This window comes from Pseudomonas fluorescens (assembly GCF_001623525.1).
GTDB lineage: Bacteria > Pseudomonadota > Gammaproteobacteria > Pseudomonadales > Pseudomonadaceae > Aquipseudomonas > Aquipseudomonas fluorescens_Q.
Map to the genome: position 1 here is coordinate 5,390,701 of NZ_CP015225.1, position 23,909 is coordinate 5,414,609.

A 23,909-nucleotide genomic window follows, 5' to 3' on the forward strand; every position below is an offset into this window, starting at 1 on the left:
AGAAAACCCGCAGTGATGCGGGTTTTTTTGTTTTGGATTTGTGTGTAAATCCCCTTTGACCCTACACAGAATACTGCACGTTAATCGTCCAGTTCACATTGCAAAGCGACTTCAAAGTCCTGCCCCCCATAAAAAACGCCCAAGATGAAAACCTGCTCGGCATCAACGACAAAGGCAATCACGGTCCGCTTGCGGTAGTTTGTGATACGCAGCCCCGGGCGTATGTCGTCCCTCTGGTTGCCTCGGTGCGGGAACGTCCGTAGTTCCTCGCAATAGGTCACGATGGCGTTGGTATACCGTTGCGCGGTTTCTGGCGAAGACGCCGTGGCAATGTAGCTATATAGCGCAGCTAACTGTTCAAGGGCTTCCGGGACAAAATCAACGCTATACGCCATTACGATTTGATAGTGGCATTCTGGTGCTCTGCCGCCAATCGGGAGCGCACTTCATCGATGCTCAGCGCGCGTGAGGGATCAGCTTTCAATGCATCGTAAGCGGGGGCTACTTGGCCTACGAGCCAGTTTTCCAAAGCGCGATCACGGGCCAGCAGCGCCCGGAGGCCATCACGAATGACTTCGCTTTCAGTGGCATATTCACCGGCAGCAACCTTGGCTTTCACCACGTCGGCCATCTGGTTAGGCAGCGTTATGCTGAACTGTTGAGTGCTACGCATAATGGGTATCCTGGATAAGATAGGATTTAATCCTACTCTGCTCTGGAGAATATGCACATGACTTTCCTGAGTCAGCGATGACTGTAGGCGGATGGTAGGCGAGTCCGCTCGCGTTAAAGGCGTGTCAGCCAACAGCCCTTGTCGCTGCGCCAACACTGTCGCGAGCAGACTCATCCCGTAGGATTTTTACTGTCCTTCGAGCCCGCGCTGTTCAATCACTCCAAAAACATCCGCCACATCCTGGACCATGATTCGGGCGATGTTGGTGATGGTGTTGATGTCGGTCTCGGCCGAATCGCGCAGCGTGGTGCAGGCCATGAGCGTCAGGTAGTCGAGGGTGGCGTGCAGGCGTTCGCTGGCGCAGGCGTGGAGTTCGGTCAGTGGGGCGGTTTTATCGATGAACAGGACCGGGTGGGTGGTGGCGGTTGGGGTGAGCGGGGTGAAGCTGCTGGATGATTGCTTTGTTGTCATAAGGTTGAAGTCCTCGAAGAAAAAGAAATGCCACATATTCCTCGATAGGGCTGCGAAACCCTCCGCTGACCAAAGCCAGCAGGTGAATCGAACTATAGAAGGGAATTTTTGACGCAACAACCGACCTGTAGGGCGCCCGCAAACCCCGTGGCGAGGGAGCTTGCTCCCGCTCGGTGGCGCAGCCGCCGTAAATCCTGGGTATGGGGTCGGTCTGACGAAAAGAGGGGACTGCTTCGCAGTCCAGCGGGAGCAAGCTCCCTCGCCACGGTGAGTAAATTCCTACGAGACTTTCAGAAGGCCGGGCGAGCAATTGCTTGTGCTCGTTCCCACGCTCGTGGGAATGCATCCCGTGACGCTCTGCGTCACTTTCCAGAAGCGGAACGCGGAGCGTCCCTGGCGGCATTCCCACGCGGAGTGGGAACGATCAGGTAAATCACCGCCATGGCGAGCAAGCCCGCCCCAACAGGGGGAGCGCGTTCGCGTCAAAAGCGTTGTGATCGTCCCCGCAGGATGAGCGCGTCCACTCCAAGCCAGGCCGGCTATAAGGCCGCCTCGGGCATGCCGAGCCTAGGCGAGGCACCGAGTGGTGGGGCAAGAGCGTTTTGCTTACTTTTGCGCTTCTCAAAAGTGAGACGCCGTAAGGCGGAACCATAAGCCGCCGTTACCGCAGCAATGGATATACACACGGTACCTCTCTATCGAAAGCACCCGATCAAGTGTTGTGATCGATATCCAACTTACTGAACGTCACTTTCCCACCCTCGCTGGTATACCCACTGTTGTCCTGCACATACACGCCAGCCTTGAAGTACAACGGCTTGACCCGCCACGTAGAACTGATGGTGGTGTACCAACTACGACCCGCCGCAGTAATACCCAAGTCGCCGGTTCGATCAAGGTGAAGCCGGTAACTGAAGGACTGAGAAAGCTTCACGCCGCTGGCCACGGTAATAACCCGACCCTCGTCGTCATCGGGGCGCATGCGCACTTTGGCGACGATGTTGCCGGTCTTGCTGTCGTCCTTGTACTGGTACTCCAGCTTCACCATGGGTTTGCTGCTGTCCTTGGCATGAATCTGCCCGATCACGATCTTGCCAGTGCTGGGTACCTGGTTGACCACCAGGGTCGCACTCAATTTATTGTCGGCAGCGGGATACAGCCAGTTGCGCAAGGTGCCGTCTTTATAGGTTTCTCGCAATTCACTGCGCGGGTAAATCGCGTTCTCAGTCTTGGTGCCAGTCACCGGTGACCAGAAATACACCGTGCTGCCTTCGGAATTGAAGTACTTATCTTGGAAGCCATCCAACAGCCGAGGCGTTTCAATGGTTTTCGGTGGGCTGCCCTCGGGGATGCTCAAGTTCCAGGTTGCAAGATCGACCATGTTCGGATCCTTTCTGTACATAAGAAATGATTTACGCCACAGCCGAAGGCTCTAGGACGCGCTTTCACTGAGGCCAGGAGGAAGCGGAGCTCATTTTTTTTCACGGGGCTCCGGCGGAAGGCTGGCGTCAGCAGACCGTCAGAGTGACGTTTGCCGCTTTGGTGCCCGAGACAGATGACCGTTAGTCGGCTAAAGCAGATTTTTTTTGAACGATGGCGATATGGCACTGCTGCGTGCCTTGTGCTCGATTGAGCGTGAGATGGGTTGCCGAGGCGTCGAGGAGGGCCCCGCAAGCAGCATCCGTGCTGCCATGGCGCCAGGAAAAGTGATCAGATGTTGTGTTTGATTTCCAACAAGCTGAACGTCACTTTGCCGCCTTCGGTGGTGTAGCCGGTGTTGTCCTGCACATACGCCCCTGCTTTGAAATACAGGGGCTTGACCTTCCAGCTAGGATCGACGGTGGTTCTCCAGTTGTAGCCCGCTGCGCTGATACCCAGTGCGCCCTTCGGGCTCAGGTGGATCATGTAGGAGAAGCTGCGGTCCAGCTTCACGCCGGTGGCGATGGTAATGACTTGGCCGGTTTCATCGTCGGGACGCAGGCGCACCTTGGCGACGATGTTGCCGGTGGAGCTGTAGGTTTTGTACTGGTACTCCAGTTTCACCATGGGGCTGGTGCTGTCTTTGGTGTGGATCTGGCCGATCACGATCTTGCCGGTGCTGGGTACCTGGTTGACGGTCACGGTCGCGCGCAGGATGTTGTCCGCCGCCGGATACAGCCAATTGCGCAAGGTGCCGTCGCTGTAGGTTTCCCGCAGTTCGCTGCGCGGATAAATCGCGTTGGCAGTCTTGGTACCGGTCACCGGTACCCAGAAGAACAGCGTGCCGGTGTCGGAGTGGAAGTATTCATCCTTGAACCCCTGGGCCAGCCGAGGTGTTTCGATGGTGATGGCGGGGCTGCCTTCGGGAATGCTCAAGTTCCAAGTGTTGAGATCGATCATGGTCGGATCCTGCGTAACGGGCGTAAAAGTGCTGAGTACCAAAGCGGGAGGCTCTACTCCGAGCATTTGGAGTGTGTTGATCGCGCAGGAAGGGGGTTTTTTGAACAGCCATCCGGCGGATGTTTGACGTCAATTGTCCGTCAAGCATGTCAATTGCAGCATTTATGCCTGGATGGATGACCGTTAGTCGGTAGTTTCGAACTCGCGCTGAACTATTACGCGTCTACAGTGTATGGCTGGGCTGGCAGCATTCCGTTGCTGCCCTGGCGCCACGCAAAGCGCCTAGATGTGATCGATATCCAGCAGGCTGAACGTCACGGTCCCACCTTCGGTGGGATAACCGGTATTGTCCTGCACGTACACGCCCGCCTTGAAGTACAGCGGCTTGTCGCTCCACGTGGAACTGATGGGGGAGCTCCACTGGTAACCCGCGCCATTGATGGTCAGGACGCCGGCGGGGCTGAGATGGATCAGGTAAGAGAAGGATTGATTCAGCTTGATGCCCGTGGCGATGGTGATGACTTGGCCTGTTTCGTCGTCGGGGCGCATGCGCACCTTGGCGACAATGTTGCCGGTGGAACTGTAGGTTTTATATTGGTATTCCAGCTTCAACAGGGGGCTGGTGCTGTTCTTGGTATGGATCTGACCAATCACGACCTTGCCGGTGCTGGGCACCTGGCTGACGGCCAGGGTGGCAGCCAGCTTATTGTCCGCCGCCGGGTACAGCCAATTGCGCAAGGTGCCGTCGCTGTAGGTTTCACGAAGTTCACTGCGCGGATAAATAGCATTAGCGGTTGTGGAGCCGGTCACCGGCGCCCAGAAAAAAACCGTGCCGGAGTCGGAGTGGAAATACGGGGCCTGGAACCCCTGCACGAGTTGGGAGGTTTCGATGGTAGCCGGAGGGCTGCCTTCGGGGATGCTCAGGTTCCAGGTTGAGAGATCGATCATGGCGGGATCCTATGTCACTCGATGAAGAAGCTGCACACCACAAGGCAAGGCTCTAGGCCGGTCTTTTCGGGCGTACGAGTAAGCGACGGAAGAAACTGCACGGCAACTTTTCGGCGGGTGGTTGACGTCAATTGTCCGTCGAGGGGGTCTTTGCAGTTTCTGTGCCCGAGGAGGGTGACCGTTAGTCGGCTATTTCGGGCTTTGTCTGGATGATGGCGCGTTGACACCTACTGCTTTTGACAATCCCGGTCTAGAGTGAGGGGACAGTATTTGTCCGCTTTGCTACGTAAAAAACGGACGTGGCGCCCGATAAGAGAAGCAGCATGGAATGCGCGCAACCACCGCTCGGCGAAGACAGCTCTGTCCTTTTGATTGTTGATGATTACCCTGAAAACCTGCTCAGCATGCGAGCCTTGTTGCAGCGTCAGGATTGGCGAGTCATGACCGCGTCCTCGGGGGTCGAGGCGCTTAACCTGTTGCTTGAACACGACATCGATCTGGTTCTGTTGGATGTGCAGATGCCCGACATGGACGGTTTCGAAGTGGCGCGCCTGATGCGCGGCAGCCAGCGTACGCGGCTCACGCCGATCATTTTCCTGACGGCCAATGAGCAATCCCAGGATGCGGTGATCAAGGGCTATGCCAGTGGCGCCGTGGATTACCTGTTCAAACCCTTCGATCCGCAAATCCTCAAGCCCAAGGTCCAGGCGCTGCTCGAGCACCAGCGCAATCGCCGGGCCTTGCAGCGCCTGAGCCAGGATCTCGAAGCGGCCAGGGCCTTTAATGCCTCGGTGCTGGACAACGCCGCCGAAGGCATCCTGGTGGTGGATGAGAATGGCTGTATCCGCTTCGCCAACCCTTCTACCTGCCGGTTGCTCAATGCCACCGCCGAGCAATTACAGGGCATGCCGTTCCTGGACTTCCTGCAGAAACCGCACATCCCCGAATGGCTCGATTCCGATATCCACAACGCCTATCGGCGCGGTGAAACCTGGCGACTGCATGACGCGGTGCTGCGCACGGCGCCTGGCCAGCAGGTGTCGGTGGCCTTGTCCTGTGCGCCGTTGCCGTCGGAGCAGAAGGCGATGGTGGTGACGCTCCAGGACATGTCCGTGGTTCGCCATTTGCACCAACAACTCGAATACCAGGCCGTCACGGACCCGCTGACCGGTTTGCTCAACCGCCGGGGGTTCTACCAGACCGCCGAAAACCTGTTGATGCGCAGCGAGCGCCTGGAAAGCAACTGGGTGTTGCTGTACCTGGATCTCGATGGCTTCAAGCGGGTCAATGACTCGCTGGGACACGATGCCGGGGACCGGGTATTGCGCTGGGTGTCGGAACAGTTGAAGGCGTGCCTGCGCCCATTCGATATCCTGGCGCGCCTGGGCGGGGACGAGTTCACGGCGCTGCTGGACCTGGAGTTCCCCGAGCAAGCGGCCAAGATCGCCGAGAAACTCATCGAGCGGGTCGCGATCTGCCAGCAGATAGAAGGCATGGACGTCGCACTGGGGGCCAGTATCGGCATCGCGACGTACCCCGATTGCGGCGCCAATCTCGATGGGTTGCTGCGGGCGTCCGACATCGCCATGTACGAAGCCAAGCGTGCCGGTCGCCAGCAATACCGCTTTTACGATCATGAAATGAACGGTCGCGCCCGTTCACGGCTGATGCTGGAAGAGAGCGTGCGCTCGGCCATCGAGAACCGCGACTTCAATATGGTCTACCAGCCGCAGGTAAGCATCGTCGATGGGCGGATCCGCGGGTTCGAGGCGCTGTTGCGCTGGCAGCACCCCAGCGTCGGTGATGTTCCGCCGGGCCTGTTCCTGCCCTTGCTGGAAGAGGCGCGGTTGATCAGTCGCCTGGGCAGCTGGATTTATCATCGCAGCGCGGCCCAGCGCAAAGTCTGGGAGCGCTTGTTCGCTGACGACCTGGTGTTGGGGGTGAGCTTGAGTAGTACCCAGTTCGGCATGCCCAACCTGGTGACCGAGTTGCGCCAGGTCCTGGAGCGTCATGCCTTGAAGCCTCGGCAACTGGAGGTCGAGGTGACCGAGGATGCGCTGATGCGCAACCCCGATGAAACCCAAAAGCAATTGCGACTGCTGCGCCACCTCGGAGTGAGGGTGGCATTGGATGACTTTGGTTCGGGGCCCTGTTCATTGACGCATCTGCGCGACCTTGAGCTCGATACCCTCAAGCTTGATCGGCATTTGATCGCCCGCGTACCGGGGTCGCCCCGGGATGCCGCGTTGGCCGCCTCGGTGATTGACCTGTGTACGCAACTGGGCTTGCGGGTGATTGCCGAAGGGGTGGAGACGCGCGAGCAATATGAGTGGCTGCAGGCCCATGGCTGCGAGTATGTGCAGGGGTTCCTCGTGGCGCGGCCCTTGATGGCCGAAGACACCGATGCCTTCGCCACACCGTTCGACTGGAGCGCGGTGCAGGCTTGAATTCGCTACACTGGCGGCCTCTTTTGACTGTGTTGCCCCTTGATGACCGCGCTCAAATACCTCCAGGCCTACCCCGCCGCCCTGCAAGCCCAAGTGCAGCAATTGATCGCCCAGGACCGACTGGGCGATTACCTGCAACAGCGCTATCCGGGCCGACATCCGATCCAGAGCGACAAGGCCCTGTACGGTTATGCGCTGGACCTCAAGCAGCAATACCTGCGTAACGCGCCAGCCATCGACAAGGTGTTGTTCGACAGTCGCCTGGACCTGACCCATCGCGCCCTCGGCCTGCATACCGCGGTGTCGCGGGTGCAGGGTGGCAAGCTCAAGGCCAAGAAGGAAATCCGCATCGCTGCGTTGTTCAAGGACGCGGCGCCCGAGTTCCTGAACATGATCGTGGTGCACGAGCTGGCGCACTTCAAGGAGTCGGACCACAACAAGGCGTTCTACCAACTCTGCGAGCACATGCTGCCGGGGTATCACCAGTTGGAATTCGACCTGCGGGTGTACCTGACCTGGCGGGATCTGCAACCCCACAAGGAATGACCGAATGGATGTCAGCAAGACCAAGAGCAGCTTCTACCGTCGCTTGTACGTGGCTTACCTGATCGACAGCGGTGTCGCCAGCAACGTCCCGGCCCTCACCGAAACCACCGGCATGCCACGGCGTACCGCCCAGGACACCATCGCCGCGCTGGCTGACCTGGATATCGTTTGTGAGTTCGAGCAAGAGGACGGCGCGCGCAACCATGCCGGGCGTTATCGGATTCGCGATTGGGGGGCGATTGATCGGGGGTGGATCGAGAGGAATTTGCAGCGGATCAAGGCGGTGCTGGAGTACCCCTGATTTTTCGGTGCCTGGGCTGGCCCCATCGCGAGCAAGCTCGCTCCCACAGTGGGTCTTTGGTGAGCACAGTAGGCGGGCCAAAGATGATCTATTGTGGGAGCGAGCTTGCTCGCGATGGCCTTCTCAGGGGCGGTGCATACCAATGTGTGGAATCCCATCCTCCATGTACTCCACACCCACCACTTCAAACCCATACCGCCCGTAATACCCTTGCAAGTGCGCCTGGGCCGACAGTGAGATCGAGGTGCCGGGCCAGTGTTTCTCGGCGTGCTTGAGGCCCTGTTCCATCAGTTGATGGCCCAACCCCTTGCCCCGTGCTTCTGGCGCAATGATCACGCGCCCGATCACCACGTCACTGTTTTGCGAGTGCGGGTCGAGCAGGCGCAGATAGGCCACCAGGTGGTTGCCCTGCCAAGCCATCAAATGGCACGTATCGCCCTCAAGGTCCAGGCCGTCAACGTCCGGGTAGGCGCAGTTCTGCTCGACAACGAACACTTCGGCACGCAATTTTAGGATGGCATACAGCTGTTCCTTGCTCAGGTCACTGTGATGTTTACAGACCCACTCGATATCCATTTTTGAATTTCCTGAAGAGCTTGATGCCGATATTAAGCGTGCTTGGCCCGGAAGTCTCTTTCTCGGTCGACTGGAAAATCTGCGATAAAGACCAAAATGCCATCATTCCTCTGTCGCGACGTTGTCGTCTTTGTGTAATCTTCGTGACAGCGCTGCGCAGCGGTTTCAATGAGCTAATGTTAGGACCGGGTGTCTGAGGATGCCTGTTGAGTGTCGGCTAAAAACAAACCGGGCTTTGAACCCGTCAAGGACGTTTGGCATGCCGCGATTGCATCGAGCTCTTGCATTGATCGGATTGCTGTTACTGAGCTATGAGGCCTGCGCGCAAAAGCTGCGTCTGGTCGCCGATGCCTGGCCGCCCTTTACCGATTCCACATTGATCAATGGTGGCCTGGCGACCGATATCGTCAGCACGGCGCTGGCGCGGGCCGGCTATGCCACGGACTTCGAACAGGTGCCTTGGGCTCGGGCGATGCTGGGCATCGGCGAGGGCCGCTATGATGTGCTGGTCAACGCCTGGTACAGCGAGGAGCGCACTCACATTGGCCAGTTCTCGGCTGAGTATCTGCTCAACCGTGTGCGTTTCATCAAGCGCAAGGACGAAACGATCCAGTTTGACAGCCTGCAACAGCTGCGTGCCTATCCCATCGCCGTGGTTCGCGGCTACGCCTACTCCAAGGACTTCGACGAAGACCTGCAAATGCAGAAAGTCCCTGTGCATAACTTTGCGATGGCGGTGCGCATGCTGGCTGCCGATCGTGTGAAGTTGACCCTGGAAGACGAGTACGTCGCCCGCTATTACCTGGCCCGCGAATCCGCCAAGGTACGCAGCGCCGTGGAGTTCCTGCCCAAGCCCTTGAGCGAAAACAGCCTGCACATCCTGGTCAGCCTGAAGAACCCGGAGCATGAGCAGATCGTGGCGGGGTTTGACCGGGAGATCGCGGCGATGAAGGCGGATGGGAGTTATGCGCGGCTGTTGAAGGCGCATGGGATGTAGGGGGGAGCAGCTTCAAGCTTCAAGCCATAAGCTGCAAGCAGAGCGCACGAACTTTGCTTGCAGCTTATGGCTTGAGGCTTGAAGCTGAGGCCGTCAGGCCTTCATCAAATGCGCCGCCAAGGTCCGCAATGGGCCAAGCTGACGGCAAATCAACGCCAGTTGCGTCTGCACCAGGCGCTGTCCTTCGTCGATTTCATCGGGCATCCGCTCAAGCTCGCTGGCCAGGGCTTCTTCTTCGTCGCTCTGGATCGCGATCGGCTGTTTACTTGCCAGGCCCTGGGCGATTTCGTCGATGCTCGCTGCCAGTTTCACCCCGGCACCGTCGATCAACTGTTCGCGCACTTCGGTCGGCAGTTCGGTGCCCCGGTGGGCGCCCAGGCCCGACAGGTAGCTGAGCAGGGTGTGGGACAGCACCAGGAAACGGAACCCTACATCGGCTTCCTTACGGAAATGCCCCGGCTCCATCAGCATGTTGGCCAGGGTGGTGGACAACGCCGCATCGGCATTGTGGGCGTTGCGGCGGGCCAGGCGATAGGCCAGGTCGTCGCTTTTGCCGGCGGCGTACTGCTGCATGATCTGGCGCAGGTAGATGCTGTTGCAGGTCAGCGTATTGGCCAGCACCTTGTTCAGCCGACGGCCCTGCCAGTCGGGCAGGAACAGGAAGACCGCCAGCCCGGCAATCAGGCTGCCGAGCAAGGTATCGAACAGCCGTGGCAACAGCAGCCCGTAGCCGTCGCCCACCTGGTTGAAGCAGAACAGCACCATGATGGTGATCCCCGCTGTCGCCAGGGTGTAGCGGGTCGTGCGGTTGGTAAAGAACACTACCCCGGCGGCAATGGCGAAGCTCGATTGCACCAGCGGATTGGGAAACAGATCGAACAGCGCCCAGGCCACCGTCAGGCCGATGGCGGTGCCGATGATCCGCTGGCCGAGCTTGCGCCGGGTGGCACCGTAGTTGGGCTGGCACACGAACAGTGTGGTAAGGATGATCCAATAGCCCTGGGACGGGTGGATCAGGTGCACCATGGCGTAGCCCACGCTCAAGGCCAAGGGCAAGCGCAGGGCATGCCGGAACAGCAGCGAAGTGGGCGTGAGCTGGGTGCGCAAGCGCAGCCAGACATCCTTGAGGTTGCGCGGCGAGCGGTCGAGCAGGCTGCTGTCGGTGGCGTCGGCCAGGGCGTCGGGGTTGCTCGCGTCGCTGAGCAGGCGGTCCATGGTAGCCAGGTTCACCGACAGTGCCCGCAACGAACGCAGCAAGCCGCGCCAGGCCGGGTTGCTCTGGATGCGCAGGTGTTCGAGGGACGCGTGCAGGTCGTTGAGGGCCTCGGCAAAGGTGTCGTCGTAGACGAACGGCTGGCGCAGTTGGATCGACTCGGCCAGCGCCTGGCAGGCCTTGCCTTGCTGACGCAGCAGGCGTTGACAGCGGAACAGTACGTCGCTGTGAAAGAAGGCCTCGGCCAGGGCGTTGTAGGGATAGTGAGAAGAGCTGGCGCGTTCGTGGATGTCCTGGGCCAGGAAGTACAGTTTCAGGTACCGGCTGACTTTCGAGCCGGGGCGGCCATTGCCCACGCGGTGCAGGATGATTTCCTTGGCGCTGTTGAGCGCAGCGACCACCCGGCCATTTTGCTGGGCCAGTTCCAGGCGTCGGGCTTCGACGTCCAGTTGGCGGATCGGCTCCAGCAGCGACGATTTGAGTTTCAGGTAGCGTCCCAGCTCGCGAAACAGCCGAGCCAGGCTTTGTTGCACCGGTTGGTTGGAAAACAACGCCTGCCACAACACCGACAGCAAGCCGTACCACGCGGCCCCCGTGACCAGTAGCAGGGGTTCATGCCAGAAATCATTGACTGCGCCGCCGCGCTGGTCCACGCCGATCATGGTGTAGACCGACAGAATCAGCGTGGCCGAGGCGATGGCGCCATAGCGCTCACCCAGGGCGCCAAGCATGGTCAGGCCAAAGGCCGCCAGGGCCAGGGCGATGATGAACAGGACGGGATAGGGGAACAATAATTCAACCGACAGTGCCGCGACGGTGAAGCACACCAGGGTCACGGCCAGCGCGTTGAGGCGGCCCTGCCAACTGTCGTCCGTCTCGGCCAGGGCGCTGGCGATGATGCCCAGGAACAAGGGAATCAGCAGCCCCATCTCATCCAGATACCAGCACAGCCCCATGCTGCCGGTCAGGGCGATGAAGACCCGCACGCTATAACTGAACTTATCCAACGCCCAAAGGCGACGCAAAGACTGGCTAAACGAGTTTGCTGACATGAAGTGCACGGGCCTGACGGGCAATGACGCTAAATTGAGGCAGTAATGACGCCGACGCAATGGCGGCGATCACATCCGACAGCAAAAAGTGTTCCGCGATGCACCTGAGGCCACTTCCCCGTGGCGAGGGAGCTTGCTCCCGTTGGGGCGCGCAGCGGCCCTGGAGCCCGGCGACACGGTGGATCAGGTTGATTGAGTGAGCTTGAGAGGGGGGTTGCTGCGCAGCCCAGCGGGAGCAAGTTCCCTCGCCACAAAAGCAGGCTCAACCCAGGTGGGGATCAGACGTACTGCGCGGCGGCATACCCCGAAGCCCACGCCCATTGGAAGTTGAACCCGCCCAGGTGCCCGGTGACATCCAGCACTTCGCCGATGAAATACAGGCCGGGGCTTTTCAGCGACTCCATGGTCTTGGACGAGACTTCCCGGGTATCGACGCCGCCCAGGGTGACTTCTGCGGTGCGGTAGCCTTCGGTGCCAGCGGGGACGACGTTCCAGCTCGCCAGTTTTTCGGCGATGTCTGCCAGCTCCGCATGGGTGTATTGCTTCATGGGTTTGGAGACGAACCAGGTGTCCGCCAGCAGGTTGGCCATTTTCTTGGTGAACAACTCGCCCAGCAACGTCTTGAGCTCGCTATTGGGGCGTTCGCTCTGCTGCTGTTGCAGCCATTGCGGCACGTCGTGGTCCGGCAACAGGTTGATCTGCACCGTGTCCCCCGATTCCCAGAACGAGGAAATCTGCAGGATCGCCGGACCGCTCAGGCCGCGATGGGTGAACAGGATGTTCTCGCGAAAGCTCTGGTCGTTGCAGCTCACCAGGCAATCCACCGACGTGCCCGAAAGTTCGGTGCAGAGGGTCTTGAGCTGGTCGGTGATGGTGAACGGCACCAGGCCGGCGCGGGTGGGCAGCAGTTCATGGCCAAACTGTTTTGCCACCTGATAGCCGAAACCGGTCGCCCCCAGGGTCGGGATCGACAGCCCGCCCGTGGCGATCACCAGGGACTGACAGGCGATGGCGCCGAGGGTGGTTTGCAGCAGGTAGCCGCCGTCGGCTTTTTCGATCTGGGTGATCGACGTGTCGAGGTGCAGGCTGACGCCGGCCTGGTCGCATTCATCCAAGAGCAGGCCGAGGATGTCGCTGGATTTGTTATCGCAGAACAACTGGCCGAGCTTTTTCTCGTGATAGGGCACGCCGTGCTTGGCCACCAGGGCAATGAAGTCCCATTGGGTGTAGCGGGCCAGGGCCGATTTGCAGAAGTGCGGGTTCTGCGAGAGGAAATTGCCTGGCTCGGTGTACATGTTGGTGAAATTACAGCGCCCACCGCCCGACATGAGGATTTTCTTGCCGGCCTTGTTGGCGTGGTCCAGCAATAGCACCTGTCGCCCGCGCGCGGCCGCGGTCAGTGCGCACATCAATCCCGCGGCGCCAGCGCCAATGATCACGACTTCGGTAGAGCGCAAAACGGTGTCCTCTGCATATCTGGGGTCTGACAGGAGTTCGCTCTTGTGGCGAGGGAGCTTGCTCCCGCTCGAGCGCGAAGCGGTCGAAAAGCCAGCGAACTGTCTGAAGCATCGCGTTCATGGTTTTCAGGGCTGCTGCGCAGCCCAGCGGGAGCAAGCTCCCTCGCCACAGGGTGAATCAACAGCGGTCAGAGGATCCGCACCCGCAACGAGCGGCCCTTGATCTTGCCATCGTTCAGGCGTTGCAGGGCCTGTTTGGCAATGCCGCGTTCCACGGCCACATAGGCCTGGAAATCGAAGATCGCGATTTTGCCGACCTGGGCGCCAGGGATGCCGGCCTCGCCGGTCAGGGCACCGAGGATGTCGCCGGGGCGGACCTTGTCCTTGCGCCCGGCGCCGATGCACAGGGTGCTCATGGCCGGCAACAACGGGCCGCCGCCCTGAGACTTGAGGTTGTCCAGTTGGTCCCAGCTCAGCGGTGACTTCTGCAGTTGCTCGATGGCCTGGGCGCGGTGGGCTTCGGACGGCGCCACCAGGCTGATGGCGATGCCTTTCTCCCCGGCACGGCCAGTGCGACCGACACGGTGGATATGGATTTCCGAGTCCCGGGCCAGTTCGACGTTGATCACCATGTCCAGTGCATCGATGTCCAGGCCGCGGGCCGCCACGTCGGTGGCTACCAGCACCGAGGTGCTGCGGTTGGCGAACATCGCCAGTACCTGGTCGCGGTCGCGCTGTTCCAGGTCGCCGTGCAGGCCGACGGCCGAGATGCCCTTGGACGTCAGGTGATCGACGGTTTCCTGGACCTGCTGCTTGGTGAAGCAGAACGCCACGCAGGAGGCCGGGCGGAAATGCGCCAGGACCTTGACCACTGCGTCCATGCGTTCCTCGGGGGCTATCTCGTAGAAGCGCTGCTCGATCTGCGCGTCGGAGTGGAACGCCTCGGCCTTCACTTGCTGCGGGTTACGCATGAACTTGGACGACAGTTGCTTGATGCCCACCGGGTAGGTGGCGGAGAACAGCAGTGTCTGGCGGCGTTCCGGGGTCTGCTGGATGATGTCTTCGATGGCGTCGTAGAAGCCCATGTCGAGCATGCGGTCGGCTTCGTCGAGGATCAGCGTGTTGAGGCCGTCCAGGACCAGCGAACCCTTGCGCAGGTGCTGCTGGATGCGTCCTGGCGTGCCGACGATGATGTGGGCACCGTGTTCCAGGGAAGCGATCTGCGGGCCGAAGGACACGCCGCCGCACAGGGTCAGGACCTTGATGTTGTCTTCGGCGCGGGCCAGGCGACGGATTTCCTTGGCGACCTGGTCGGCCAGCTCACGGGTCGGGCACATCACCAGGGCCTGGCAGCCGAAGAAGCGCGGGTTGATCGGGTTCAGCAGGCCGATGCCAAAAGCGGCGGTCTTGCCGCTGCCGGTCTTGGCCTGGGCGATCAGGTCCATGCCCTTGAGAATCACCGGCAAGCTCTGCGCCTGGATCGGCGTCATCTGGGCATAACCGAGTGATTCGAGGTTAGCCAGCATGGCGGCGGACAGCGGCAAAGTATTAAAAGCGGTGGCGATGGTGGTCACGGGACTGGCCTGCAAAACAAAATGTCGCGCAGTGTAGCAGCCTCGTGCCACTTTCTTCGAAAGTTCTGGACGAGCGTGGTGTGCCCCCTGTGGCGAGGGAGCTTGCTCCCGCTCGGCTGCGCAGCAGTCGTAACCCAGGCGACGCGATATTTCAGGTACACCGTGTCGACCGATTTTGGGGCGCTTCGCACCCCAGCGGGAGCAAGCTCCCTCGCCACAAGAGCCAGCATGTCCCCCGGTTCGGACAGCGCCCCAAGCGCCTGGCTTAGTGCTCGATATGCTCGTCGTGACGCTTCTGCCGCCGCCCATCCTGCTTGGACAACTGGGAAAAAATCGTCGCTGCCAGCATCGCCATGATCCCCACCGTTACGAAGGTCAGCTGGAACGCGCCCAGCACGGTATCGACCCCATCGTTGCCCGCCTGGGCGGTAAAGCCGCCGAGTAGGGCGCCGGCGCAGGCCACGCCGAGGCTCAGGGACAGCTGCGCCACCACCGACAGCAGGCTGTTGCCGCTGCTGGCGCTGGCGTCGTCCAGGTCGATCAGGGTCACGGTGTTCATTGCGGTGAATTGCAGCGAGTTGATCGCCCCCAGCACCGCCAGTTGCGCCAGCAGCAGCCAGTACGGCGTCTGTTCGCTGACCAGGCCCATGCTCGCCAGCATCAGGCCCAGGGCCAGGGTGTTGCCGGTCAGGACGATGCGATAGCCCAGGCGTTCGATCAGTGGCCGGGCCACGGACTTGGCGACCATGGCCGCCGCCGCCAGGGGCAGCATGCTCATGCCAGCCTGGGACGGTGAATAGCCCAGGGCGACTTGCAGCAGCAACGGCACCAGGAACGGCAGGGCACCGCTGCCCAGGCGCGCGAACAGATTGCCAAGAATGCCCACGGCGAAGGTCCGGGTCTTGAACAGCGATGGCGGGAACAGCGCATTCTCGACGTGCCCGGCCCGCAGCCAATAGGCCGCCAGGCAGGCCATGCCGCCGAACAGCAACAGCATCACCCGCAGGTGCGGCAGGTGCAGTTCACCCAGGCCTTCCATGGCAATGGTGATCAGCACCATCGCCGCACCGAACAGCAGGAACCCCAGGCCATCGAACCGGGTGCGCTCGCTGCCGCGCAGGTCGGGGATGAACTTCCACACCGCATAACAGCCGATCACGCCCACCGGCAGGTTGATGATGAAGATCCAGTGCCAGGTCAGGTACTCCACCATCCAACCGCCCATGGTCGGGCCGATCAGCGGGCCGAGCAGGCCGGGGATGGTGATGAAGCCCATGATCCGCACCAGTTCCGAGCGCGGATACGCTCGCAGCACCACCAGCCTGCCCACCGGCAGCATCAGCGCACCGCCCAGGCCCTGGATGACCCGGGCGCCGATCAGCATGCTCAACGAATTGGATAAGGCGCACAGCAACGAGCCGAAGCTGAACAGCAGGATCGCCCCGAAGAAAATCTTCTTGGTGCCGAAGCGGTCGGCGATCCAGCCCGAGGCTGGGATCAGCAACGCCACGGTGAGCATGTAGGCGATGATCACGCCCTGCATGCGCAGCGGGTTTTCCGCCAGGTCGCTGGCCATGGCGGGCAGGGCGGTGTTGAGGATGGTCCCGTCCAGGGACTGCATGAAGAAGGCAATCGCCACCACCCACGGAAGCCAGCGGGCGGTGACGGCGTCGAGCGGTGCGCGGTTGGGCATGGGACCTCTTGTATGAAGTGTTGATCAGGAACAGGTATCGCTGTTGTGGAGGGAGCTTGCTCCCGCTGGGTTGCGAAGCAACCCTGAAACCAGGCACCGCGGTGTTTCAGATGCATTGGGTCAGCAGGGTTTTGCGACTGCTGCGCAGTCGAGCGGGAGCAAGCTCCCTCGCCACAGGGGTACAACTCCGGTCATTACAACGTCAAGGTCAACCGCTTCACCAGCGCCCCCGGCAACAACATCGAGGCCGTGGCCCGCTGGCTGTAGGTGCTGGCCGAGAGCAGCAGTTCCCGCTCTCGGGTCAGGCCTTCGAGTTGCGAGCCGAGCAGGCTGTAGACGCTGTCGTCGAAGCGCATGGTGCTGACCGGCGCGACAATCTGGCCGTTCTCGACCCAGAACGTGGCGAAGCGGGTCATGCCGGTCAGGCGGGCGGCCGGTTGGTCCGAGTAGTTCAGGTACCAGAGGTTGCTGATGTACAGCCCGGTGCCAAGTTGTTCGAGGATGTATTTGTGCTCCAGTTGTCCGGCCTGCATGTCCAGCGCCGTGGGGTATTCGTAGCTGCTGGCGCCGTTGGCGGCGAGGCCGTATTCAGCGGCGCTGCGGGAGTTGACCAACTGCGCATTGGCCGTGCCCTTGGCGATCAGCCCCAGGTCATTGCGGGGATAACCTTCGTCGGAAAACGCCGGGCTCAAGGAGCCGCTGACCTGCTCGCTCAGCCACACGTTGGGGCTCAAGCTTGCTTCGTTGGCGTAGAACTTCTGCAACGGGCTCTGCTTGCTGGCAATCGCCCGGGCCGAGAACCCACCCCAACTGAGCATGCCCATGATCTCTTCAAGGGCGGCCGGCGCCAGGTAGGCGCGGTATTCGCCGGGCGGCAACGTGCGCAACGGCAGGCCGAGAAACGCCAGTTGCTCGCGGGCCTGCTCGAAGCGCCGGGAAAATCCCTCACTGCTCCATTCATGCCCGGCGTAACTGGCTTTCACGGCCTGGCCGTTTTCATGGAACAGGCTGAAATCGAAGTTGAAGCTGTTGGCCTGATGCCAGCCGAACGCCCCCGCAGAACTGGCGAAACCTCGACTGATGGGCCCGGCGGCGTAGAACCCCACCAGGTCCAGGCCTTCGGCGGCGCGGCTGATTTCGGCCACGGCCTGCTCAGTGTCCGGCAACGGATGGTCCTGTACGTTGTGGCTCTGCCAGTGGTTGTGGTTGAGCAGCAGGTACGGATCGCGGGGCAGCAGCGGCAGGGTTTCACGCAGTTGTTGCAGGCCTTCGGCCAGGCGTTGCAAATCCGTCTCGGCTTCGCCGGACAAGGTGATCTGCAAGTCGGCGTGGCGTCCGTCGTCGATCAGTTTGAAACTGACATTGGCCTGTTGCACCTGGCCGGCCTGGCGGACCTTGCCATGGTTGAAACGGACGAAGGCCGAGGACTCGGCGGCGTAGCCGAGGGTGAACTGTTCTGGCGTGTGCAAGGCATCGCGCAGCCAGTCGACCAACGCCTTGAATGCCTCGGCCTGATTCTTGACGGTGCTCATCAGGCATCTCCCCCAAACACATCGACGTTGCTGAACACGCAGGCCGGCGAGGCATGACCGACGCGGATGACCTGGTTCGGTTCGCCCTTGCCACAGTTCGGCGTGCCCAGGACCTGGAAGGTGCTGGCATCGCCCACGGCGCGCAGGCTCTTCCAGAATTGCGCGGAAATACCCCGGTAGTTGGGGTTCTTCACCACGCCCTTGAGCTCGCCGTTCTCGATCAACTGGCCCCACTCGCAGCCGAACTGGAATTTGTTGCGGGCGTCGTCGATGGACCAGGAACGGTTGGTGCGCATTAGCACGCCGTGCTCGGTGCCTTGGATCAGTTGTTCCAGGGATTGGTCGCCGGGTTCGATGTTCAGGTTCGCCATGCGGTCGATGGGCGGGCGATTCCAGCCGCAGGCGCGGCTGTTGGCGACACCGTCCAGGCCAGCACGGAACTGTGACAGTGCGCCGCCCAGTGGACGCAGCAGCAGGCCTTCACGAATCAGGAATTGTTTGCTGGCGGCGCTGCCATCGTCGTCATGGCTGTAGCTCGCCAGTTCTTCGGGAATGTTCGGATCGAAGGTCACGTTCAAGAGGTTGGAGCCGTATTGCAGGTGTCCGAAGTCGCTGGCCTTGACGAAGCTGGTGCCGGCGTAATTGCGCTCGTCCCCGAGGATGCGGTCCAGTTCCAGCGGATGGCCGATGGATTCGTGGATCTGCAACATCATCTGGTCCGGCATCAGCAGCAGGTCGCGGGGGCCTTGCGGGGTGTTCGGCGCCAGCAGCAGTTGCAGGGCCTGGTCGGCGATTTTCAGCCCGGCGCCGAGCAGGCCGCTGCGGCTGATCACATCGAAGCTGCCTTGCTGGCCGAAATTTTCCCGGCCCAGGGTGCGGGTCTGGCTGTCGTTGCCGTCGAAGGCGGTGACTTCCAGGGCCGGGTAGATGAAACGTTGGGCCTGGCGCAATTCAGCGCCGGCACTGTTGAGGTAGATCTGCTCGACCTGGGTCAGGCCGATGCTGGCTTGCCAGTTCACCAGGCGCTCGTCCTGAGGCACTGCGGCTGACTCGTCGCCGAGCAATTGGTAGCAATCGCTCAGTGGTGGGAAGGCCTGGTCGAAATTCGGCGAGAAGTAATCGGCGCGGTCGCTGGACACCGCTTGCTCGCGCAGGTCCAGCAGGGCGTGGGGCTTGAGCCGGCGGGCCTGTTGCTCGGCTCGATCCAGCGCCGCTTGCAGGCCGGTTTGGGACAGATCGTTGGTAGCGGCATACGCCTCGACCCCGTTGACCCGCACCGTGAGCATCGCCCCTTCATCACGGCCCAGGCTGGGCGGTTCGGCGACATTCTTGCGCACCGACAGGTGCTGGCCGGACTCGCGCACGTAACGCAGGGAAAAGAATTCAGCGCCCGTGCGCAAGGCAGCAAAACGCTGCTTGAGCTGGGGGTGGAAGTCGAACATGGAACCTCCTTGTCTGGAGCGAGGGTACGGCGCAGTGCGGTGATTTGACGCGGCGGCTCTAGATTAGGCCTGGGGTGGGGGTGGGATCAAGGTAGAAGGGAATTTGAGGGCCTGGTCGAGCGCCATCGCGAGCAGGATGCTGCTGTGGAGATCGTTGGAGATCGTTCCCACGCTCTGCGTGGGGAATGCTGCCTGGGACGCTCTGCGTTCCGCCTTTGGGATGTGACGCAGAGCGTCACGGGATGCATTCCCACGCAGAGCGTGGGAACGATCTTTATCCAAGCGAGCTTGAGTCTTACTGGGCCATTGGCCCCACTTCCCGCAGTGGCTTGCCGCGCACCGGCGCATCGCCAGCCACGTAGTACGGGGCAGTGCTGCGTGGCAATGGCTTGCGACCACGGATCTTGTCGGCGATTTTCTCGGCGATCATGATCGTCGGCGCGTTCAGGTTGCCGGTGGTGATGATCGGCATGATCGAGGCATCCACCACGCGCAGTCCTTGCATGCCATGCACGCGGCCTTCGCCGTCCACCACCGCCATGTCGTCGGTGCCCATCTTGCACGAGCAGGATGGGTGGAACGCGGTTTCGGCATGCTCGCGGATGAACTGGTCCAGTTGCGCGTCCGTCTGCACCTCGATGCCCGGGCTGATCTCGCGGCCACGGAACGGATCGAGCGCCGGCTGTTGCATGATCTCGCGGGTCAGGCGGATGCCATCGCGAAACTCCTGCCAGTCCTGCTCGGTCGCCATGTAGTTGAACAGGATGCTCGGATGCTGGCGCGGGTCCTTGGACTTGGCCTGGATCCGGCCGCGGCTTGGCGAACGCATCGAGCCCATGTGTGCCTGGAAACCGTGCTCCTTCACGCCGTTGCTGCCGTTGTAGTTAATCGCCACCGGCAGGAAGTGGTACTGGATGTTCGGCCAATCGAATTCCGGGCGGGTGCGGATGAAACCGCCGGCCTCGAACTGGTTGCTGGCGCCGATGCCGGTGCCGTTGAACAGCCATTCGGCACCGATGGCCGGCTGGTTGTACCAGAGCAGCGACGGGTACAGCGAGACCGGTTGGGTGCAGGCGTATTGCAGGTACAACTCGAGGTGATCCTGCAGATTTTCACCGACACCCGGCAGGTCGTGGACCACCGGGATGTCGAGGCTTTCCAGCAACTTGGCCGGACCGACGCCAGAGCGTTGCAGGATCTGTGGCGAAGCGATGGCGCCGGAGCACAGCAGCACTTCCTTGCGCGCCCGGGCTTCGACCCGCTCTTCGGCGGCGCCCACCAGGTAACGCACGCCGACCGCGCGCTTGCCTTCGAACAGGATCTTGTCGGTCAGGGCGTGGGTGACGATGGTCAGGGTCGAACGCTTCTTGGCCACGTCGAGGTACCCGCGAGCGGTACTGGCGCGGCGGCCGTTGGGCGTGACGGTACGGTCCATCGGACCGAAGCCTTCCTGCTGGTAGCCGTTGAGGTCTTCGGTACGCGGGTAACCGGCCTGTACGCCGGCCTCGACCATGGCGTGGAACAACGGGTTGTTGCCGGCCTTGGGGGTGGTCACGCTGACCGGACCGTCGCCGCCGTGGTAATCGTTCGGGCCGATGTCCCGGGTCTCCGCTTTCCTGAAGTAGGGCAGGCAGTCCAGGTACGTCCAGTCCTCGAGGCCAGGCAGTTTTGCCCAGTTGTCATAGTCCAGGGCGTTGCCGCGGATGTAGCACATGCCGTTGATCAGCGAAGAACCGCCCAGGCCCTTGCCTCGACCGCACTCCATGCGGCGGCCGTTCATGTGCGGCTCCGGGTCGGTCTCGTAGGCCCAGTTGTAGCGCCGGCCTTGCAGCGGGAACGCCAGGGCGGCGGGCATTTGCGTACGGAAGTCGAGGCGATAGTCCGGGCCGCCGGCTTCGAGCAGCAGGACGGTGACGCCTTCGTCTTCGGTCAGGCGGGTGGCCAGGGTGTTACCGGCCGAGCCGGCGCCGATGATGATGTAGTCGAATACGTGGGACATGAAATGCACCCTCTTTTGAATTGGGTTCAGGTCGTGGTCGCCGAGTGCCCTTGTGGCGAGGGAGCTTGCTCCCGCTCGGCTGCACAGCAGTCGCCTGTAGAGCGACCATGTTCTGTCTGGATGACCTCGGGGCCTGGTTTGGGGCCGCTTCGCAGCCCAGCGGGAGCAAGCTCCCTCGCCACAACAGCGTTCACTCAAGGCCTGGTGTCAGATCAGAACACCGACGCGTAATCGCCCAACTCGACCTGTACCGATTTGATGCGCGTGAAGTTGTTCAGCGAACTGATGCCGTTTTCCCGGCCCACGCCCGATTGCTTGTAGCCGCCCACCGGCATCTTGGCATCGGACTCACCCCAGGCATTGATCCAGCAGATACCGGCTTCGAGCTGGTGGATCACGCGGTGGGCGCGGTTCAGGTCGCGGGTGACGACGCCGGCGGCCAGGCCGAAGTCGGTGTCGTTGGCGCGGCGGATCACTTCTTCTTCGGTTTCATAAGTGAGGATGCTCATCACCGGGCCGAAGATTTCTTCACGCACGATGGTCATCTCGTCGGTGCAATCGGTGAACACGGTCGGGGCGACGAAAGCGCCCTTGGCCAATTCACCGTCGGTCAGGCGATTACCACCGCACAGCAGGCGCGCGCCTTCGGCTTTGCCTTTCTCGATGTAGCCCAGCACGCTTTCCATGTGGGCGAAGCTCACCAGCGGGCCGAAGTTGGTGTTTTCGTCCTCTGGATTACCGATGCGGATGCGCGCCACGCGCTCGGCGATCTTGGCTTCGAAGGCGGCCTTGAGGTGGCTCGGCACGAACACGCGGGTGCCGTTGGTGCAGACCTGGCCGGAGCTGTAGAAGTTGGCCATCATCGCGGTGTCGGCGGCGCGATCCAGGTCGGCGTCGTCGAAGATGATCAGCGGCGACTTGCCGCCCAGTTCCATGGTCACGTCCTTGAGCGAAGAACTCGAGGCGCTGGCCATGACTTTCTTGCCAGTGTCGGTGCCGCCGGTGAAGGAGACTTTCTCGATGCGCGGGTGCTCGGTCAGCCAGGTGCCGACTTCACGGCCGCTGCCGGTCAGGACGTTGAAGACGCCTGGCGGAACGCCGGCTTCGGTATAGATCTCGGCCAGTTTCAAGGTGGTCAGCGAGGTGACTTCGCTCGGCTTGAAGATCATCGCGTTACCGGCTGCCAGGGCCGGTGCGGATTTCCACAGGGCGATCTGGATCGGGTAGTTCCACGCGCCGATACCAGCCACTACGCCCAGGGGTTCGCGACGGGTGTAGACGAAAGACGTGTCGCGCAACGGGATCTGCTCGCCTTCGATAGCGGGCACCAGGCCGGCATAGTATTCCAGCACGTCGGTGCCGGTGACGATGTCGACGTAGCGGGTTTCTGAATAGGCCTTGCCGGTGTCCAGGGTTTCCAGGGCGGCCAGTTCATCGTTGCGCTCGCGCAGGATGTCCACGGCGCGACGCAGGATGCGCGAACGCTGCATGGCGGTCATGGCGGCCCAGACTTTCTGGCCCTTTTCGGCGCTGACCACGGCGCGCTCGACGTCCTCGAAAGTCGCACGCTGCACTTGGGCAAGGACCTCACCGTTGGCAGGGTTGATGGCTTCGAAAGTGGCGTCGCCGCTGGCATCGCTGTACGCGCCATCGATGTAGAGTTTTTGCAGTTCGAAACGGGCCATAAAGTCCTCGCAAGTGCATAAGTGGTTGGCTGGCCACCGGAGCGTGTCGTTTATAGCTGACTACGCGGTTCGGCGGCGGTTCAGGAGTCGAGCGGTTCTGTGTGCTCTGGTGCCCCTGCTTTGGTCAGTTGGAAATCCATGTATTCGTAAGCGATCCGGTGCGCCTGGGCGGTATCGAAAGCGTCTCCCGACAGCGCTCCGCGCAGCCACAAACCGTCAATCAACGCGGCCAGGCCCCTTGCTGCGCTGCGCGCCTGATCGACGGGCAACACGCGGCGGAACTGGCTACACAGGTTGGAATACAGGCGGTGATCGTTGATCCGCTGCAACCTGTGCAAAGACGGGTGGTGCATGCTGGTGGCCCAGAAGGCCAGCCAGGTTTTCATTGCCGGGCCGTTGACCTGGCTGGCGTCGAAGTTGCCTTCGATGATCACCTTCAGGTGAGCCCGGGGGCTTGTGTCCTCCAGCGCCTGGCGGCGCGCGGTGACGTTCTCGCTCAGGACAGTCATCAGGTACTGGGCCGTGGCCGCGATCAGGCCATTCTTGTCCTGAAAGTAGTGACTGATGATGCCGTTGGAGACACCGGCCAAACGAGCGATCAACGCAATGCTGGCGTCCCCCATGCCGACTTGATCGACCGCTTGCAACGTGGCTTCGATCAGTTGTTGGCGGCGGATGGGTTGCATACCGACCTTGGGCATCTAGCACATCTCCTTAGGCCATCCGGCGGGCGAGAGTCGTCTGCCGGAATGAAAGCCAGTCTATTTTGTTTTGATTGAACGTTCAATCAATAAAAAACAGGTTCTATGACAAGTCATCGCTGTCTGTCGGGATTTCCATGTGTAAAGGGCGCTTGAAGGCACATGGGAAACCCGCCGTGCGGGGCGAGGACTTTTTCGGGATGTCTTTATAACACTCGTTGGC

20 protein-coding genes are annotated in these 23,909 nt (G+C 61.3%); 4 read left to right on the plus strand and 16 right to left on the minus strand.

Annotated elements, in window-relative coordinates; genetic code table 11:
• Nucleotides 1–80: 80 nt before the first annotated feature.
• From TK06_RS23310 to TK06_RS23335, 6 genes are all read right to left on the minus strand, one after another.
• Complete coding sequence (locus TK06_RS23310) at nucleotides 81–395, minus strand: type II toxin-antitoxin system RelE/ParE family toxin (RefSeq protein WP_063324007.1); 315 nt, start codon at nucleotides 393–395, stop codon at nucleotides 81–83.
• Nucleotides 395–673, minus strand: coding sequence for a ribbon-helix-helix domain-containing protein (locus TK06_RS23315; protein WP_063324008.1), 279 nt, complete (start codon nucleotides 671–673; stop codon nucleotides 395–397). The genes TK06_RS23310 and TK06_RS23315 overlap by 1 nt, the downstream gene beginning before the upstream one ends.
• Before the next feature lie 186 nt (nucleotides 674–859).
• Nucleotides 860–1,144: a hypothetical protein gene (locus TK06_RS23320; protein WP_063325211.1), complete on the minus strand. Its 285-nt coding sequence runs from the start codon at nucleotides 1,142–1,144 to the stop codon at nucleotides 860–862.
• 712 nt (nucleotides 1,145–1,856) lie between these two features.
• On the minus strand, nucleotides 1,857–2,525 hold the full coding sequence (locus TK06_RS23325) for a polysaccharide lyase family 7 protein (protein ID WP_063324009.1): 669 nt from the start codon (nucleotides 2,523–2,525) through the stop codon (nucleotides 1,857–1,859).
• A 329-nt stretch (nucleotides 2,526–2,854) separates the two neighbouring features.
• On the minus strand, nucleotides 2,855–3,523 hold the full coding sequence (locus TK06_RS23330; protein ID WP_063324010.1) for a polysaccharide lyase family 7 protein: 669 nt from the start codon (nucleotides 3,521–3,523) through the stop codon (nucleotides 2,855–2,857).
• A 282-nt stretch (nucleotides 3,524–3,805) separates the two neighbouring features.
• Complete coding sequence (locus TK06_RS23335; RefSeq protein ID WP_063324011.1) at nucleotides 3,806–4,471, minus strand: polysaccharide lyase family 7 protein; 666 nt, start codon at nucleotides 4,469–4,471, stop codon at nucleotides 3,806–3,808.
• Nucleotides 4,472–4,794: 323 nt separating this feature from the next.
• On the opposite strand from TK06_RS23335, the gene TK06_RS23340 reads away from it, so the two are divergent.
• From TK06_RS23340 to TK06_RS23350, 3 genes are read left to right on the plus strand one after another with little or no spacing between them, the layout of a single operon-like run.
• On the plus strand, nucleotides 4,795–6,918 hold the full coding sequence (locus tag TK06_RS23340) for a putative bifunctional diguanylate cyclase/phosphodiesterase (RefSeq protein WP_063324012.1): 2,124 nt from the start codon (nucleotides 4,795–4,797) through the stop codon (nucleotides 6,916–6,918).
• 42 nt (nucleotides 6,919–6,960) lie between these two features.
• Nucleotides 6,961–7,464: a M48 metallopeptidase family protein gene (locus TK06_RS23345; protein WP_024619094.1), complete on the plus strand. Its 504-nt coding sequence runs from the start codon at nucleotides 6,961–6,963 to the stop codon at nucleotides 7,462–7,464.
• Between the two features lie 4 nt (nucleotides 7,465–7,468).
• On the plus strand, nucleotides 7,469–7,765 hold the full coding sequence (locus tag TK06_RS23350) for a winged helix-turn-helix domain-containing protein (protein WP_063324013.1): 297 nt from the start codon (nucleotides 7,469–7,471) through the stop codon (nucleotides 7,763–7,765).
• Nucleotides 7,766–7,888: 123 nt separating this feature from the next.
• Here TK06_RS23350 and TK06_RS23355 read toward each other — a convergent pair whose 3' ends face one another.
• On the minus strand, nucleotides 7,889–8,341 hold the full coding sequence (locus TK06_RS23355) for a GNAT family N-acetyltransferase (RefSeq protein ID WP_063324014.1): 453 nt from the start codon (nucleotides 8,339–8,341) through the stop codon (nucleotides 7,889–7,891).
• A 259-nt stretch (nucleotides 8,342–8,600) separates the two neighbouring features.
• On the opposite strand from TK06_RS23355, the gene TK06_RS23360 reads away from it, so the two are divergent.
• Nucleotides 8,601–9,338, plus strand: coding sequence for a substrate-binding periplasmic protein (locus tag TK06_RS23360; RefSeq protein ID WP_063324015.1), 738 nt, complete (start codon nucleotides 8,601–8,603; stop codon nucleotides 9,336–9,338).
• Nucleotides 9,339–9,431: 93 nt separating this feature from the next.
• On the opposite strand, the gene yccS is transcribed toward TK06_RS23360, so the two are convergent.
• The 9 genes from yccS to betI all read right to left on the minus strand — a co-directional run bounded on the left by yccS (nucleotide 9,432) and on the right by betI (nucleotide 23,686).
• Nucleotides 9,432–11,603: a YccS family putative transporter gene (yccS, locus tag TK06_RS23365; protein WP_063324016.1), complete on the minus strand. Its 2,172-nt coding sequence runs from the start codon at nucleotides 11,601–11,603 to the stop codon at nucleotides 9,432–9,434.
• Nucleotides 11,604–11,881: 278 nt separating this feature from the next.
• Nucleotides 11,882–13,060, minus strand: coding sequence for an NAD(P)/FAD-dependent oxidoreductase (locus TK06_RS23370; RefSeq protein WP_063324017.1), 1,179 nt, complete (start codon nucleotides 13,058–13,060; stop codon nucleotides 11,882–11,884).
• A gap of 188 nt (nucleotides 13,061–13,248) precedes the next feature.
• Nucleotides 13,249–14,586: an ATP-dependent RNA helicase DbpA gene (gene dbpA / locus TK06_RS23375; protein ID WP_233459556.1), complete on the minus strand. Its 1,338-nt coding sequence runs from the start codon at nucleotides 14,584–14,586 to the stop codon at nucleotides 13,249–13,251.
• A gap of 313 nt (nucleotides 14,587–14,899) precedes the next feature.
• Nucleotides 14,900–16,327, minus strand: coding sequence for a multidrug transporter subunit MdtD (mdtD, locus tag TK06_RS23380; RefSeq protein WP_063324018.1), 1,428 nt, complete (start codon nucleotides 16,325–16,327; stop codon nucleotides 14,900–14,902).
• 194 nt (nucleotides 16,328–16,521) lie between these two features.
• Nucleotides 16,522–17,859: a TldD/PmbA family protein gene (locus tag TK06_RS23385; protein ID WP_063324019.1), complete on the minus strand. Its 1,338-nt coding sequence runs from the start codon at nucleotides 17,857–17,859 to the stop codon at nucleotides 16,522–16,524.
• On the minus strand, nucleotides 17,859–19,301 hold the full coding sequence (locus TK06_RS23390) for a TldD/PmbA family protein (RefSeq protein ID WP_063324020.1): 1,443 nt from the start codon (nucleotides 19,299–19,301) through the stop codon (nucleotides 17,859–17,861). The genes TK06_RS23385 and TK06_RS23390 overlap by 1 nt, the downstream gene beginning before the upstream one ends.
• A 295-nt stretch (nucleotides 19,302–19,596) precedes the next feature.
• Nucleotides 19,597–21,300 (minus strand): choline dehydrogenase, encoded by a 1,704-nt coding sequence (betA, locus tag TK06_RS23395; protein ID WP_063324021.1) that lies wholly within the window; start codon nucleotides 21,298–21,300, stop codon nucleotides 19,597–19,599.
• A 212-nt stretch (nucleotides 21,301–21,512) separates the two neighbouring features.
• Nucleotides 21,513–22,985 carry a betaine-aldehyde dehydrogenase gene (gene betB / locus TK06_RS23400; RefSeq protein ID WP_063324022.1) on the minus strand — a complete coding sequence of 491 codons (1,473 nt, stop codon included), beginning with the start codon at nucleotides 22,983–22,985 and terminating at the stop codon, nucleotides 21,513–21,515.
• Between the two features lie 80 nt (nucleotides 22,986–23,065).
• Complete coding sequence (gene betI / locus TK06_RS23405) at nucleotides 23,066–23,686, minus strand: transcriptional regulator BetI (protein ID WP_063324023.1); 621 nt, start codon at nucleotides 23,684–23,686, stop codon at nucleotides 23,066–23,068.
• Between the last annotated feature and the right edge of the window lie 223 nt (nucleotides 23,687–23,909).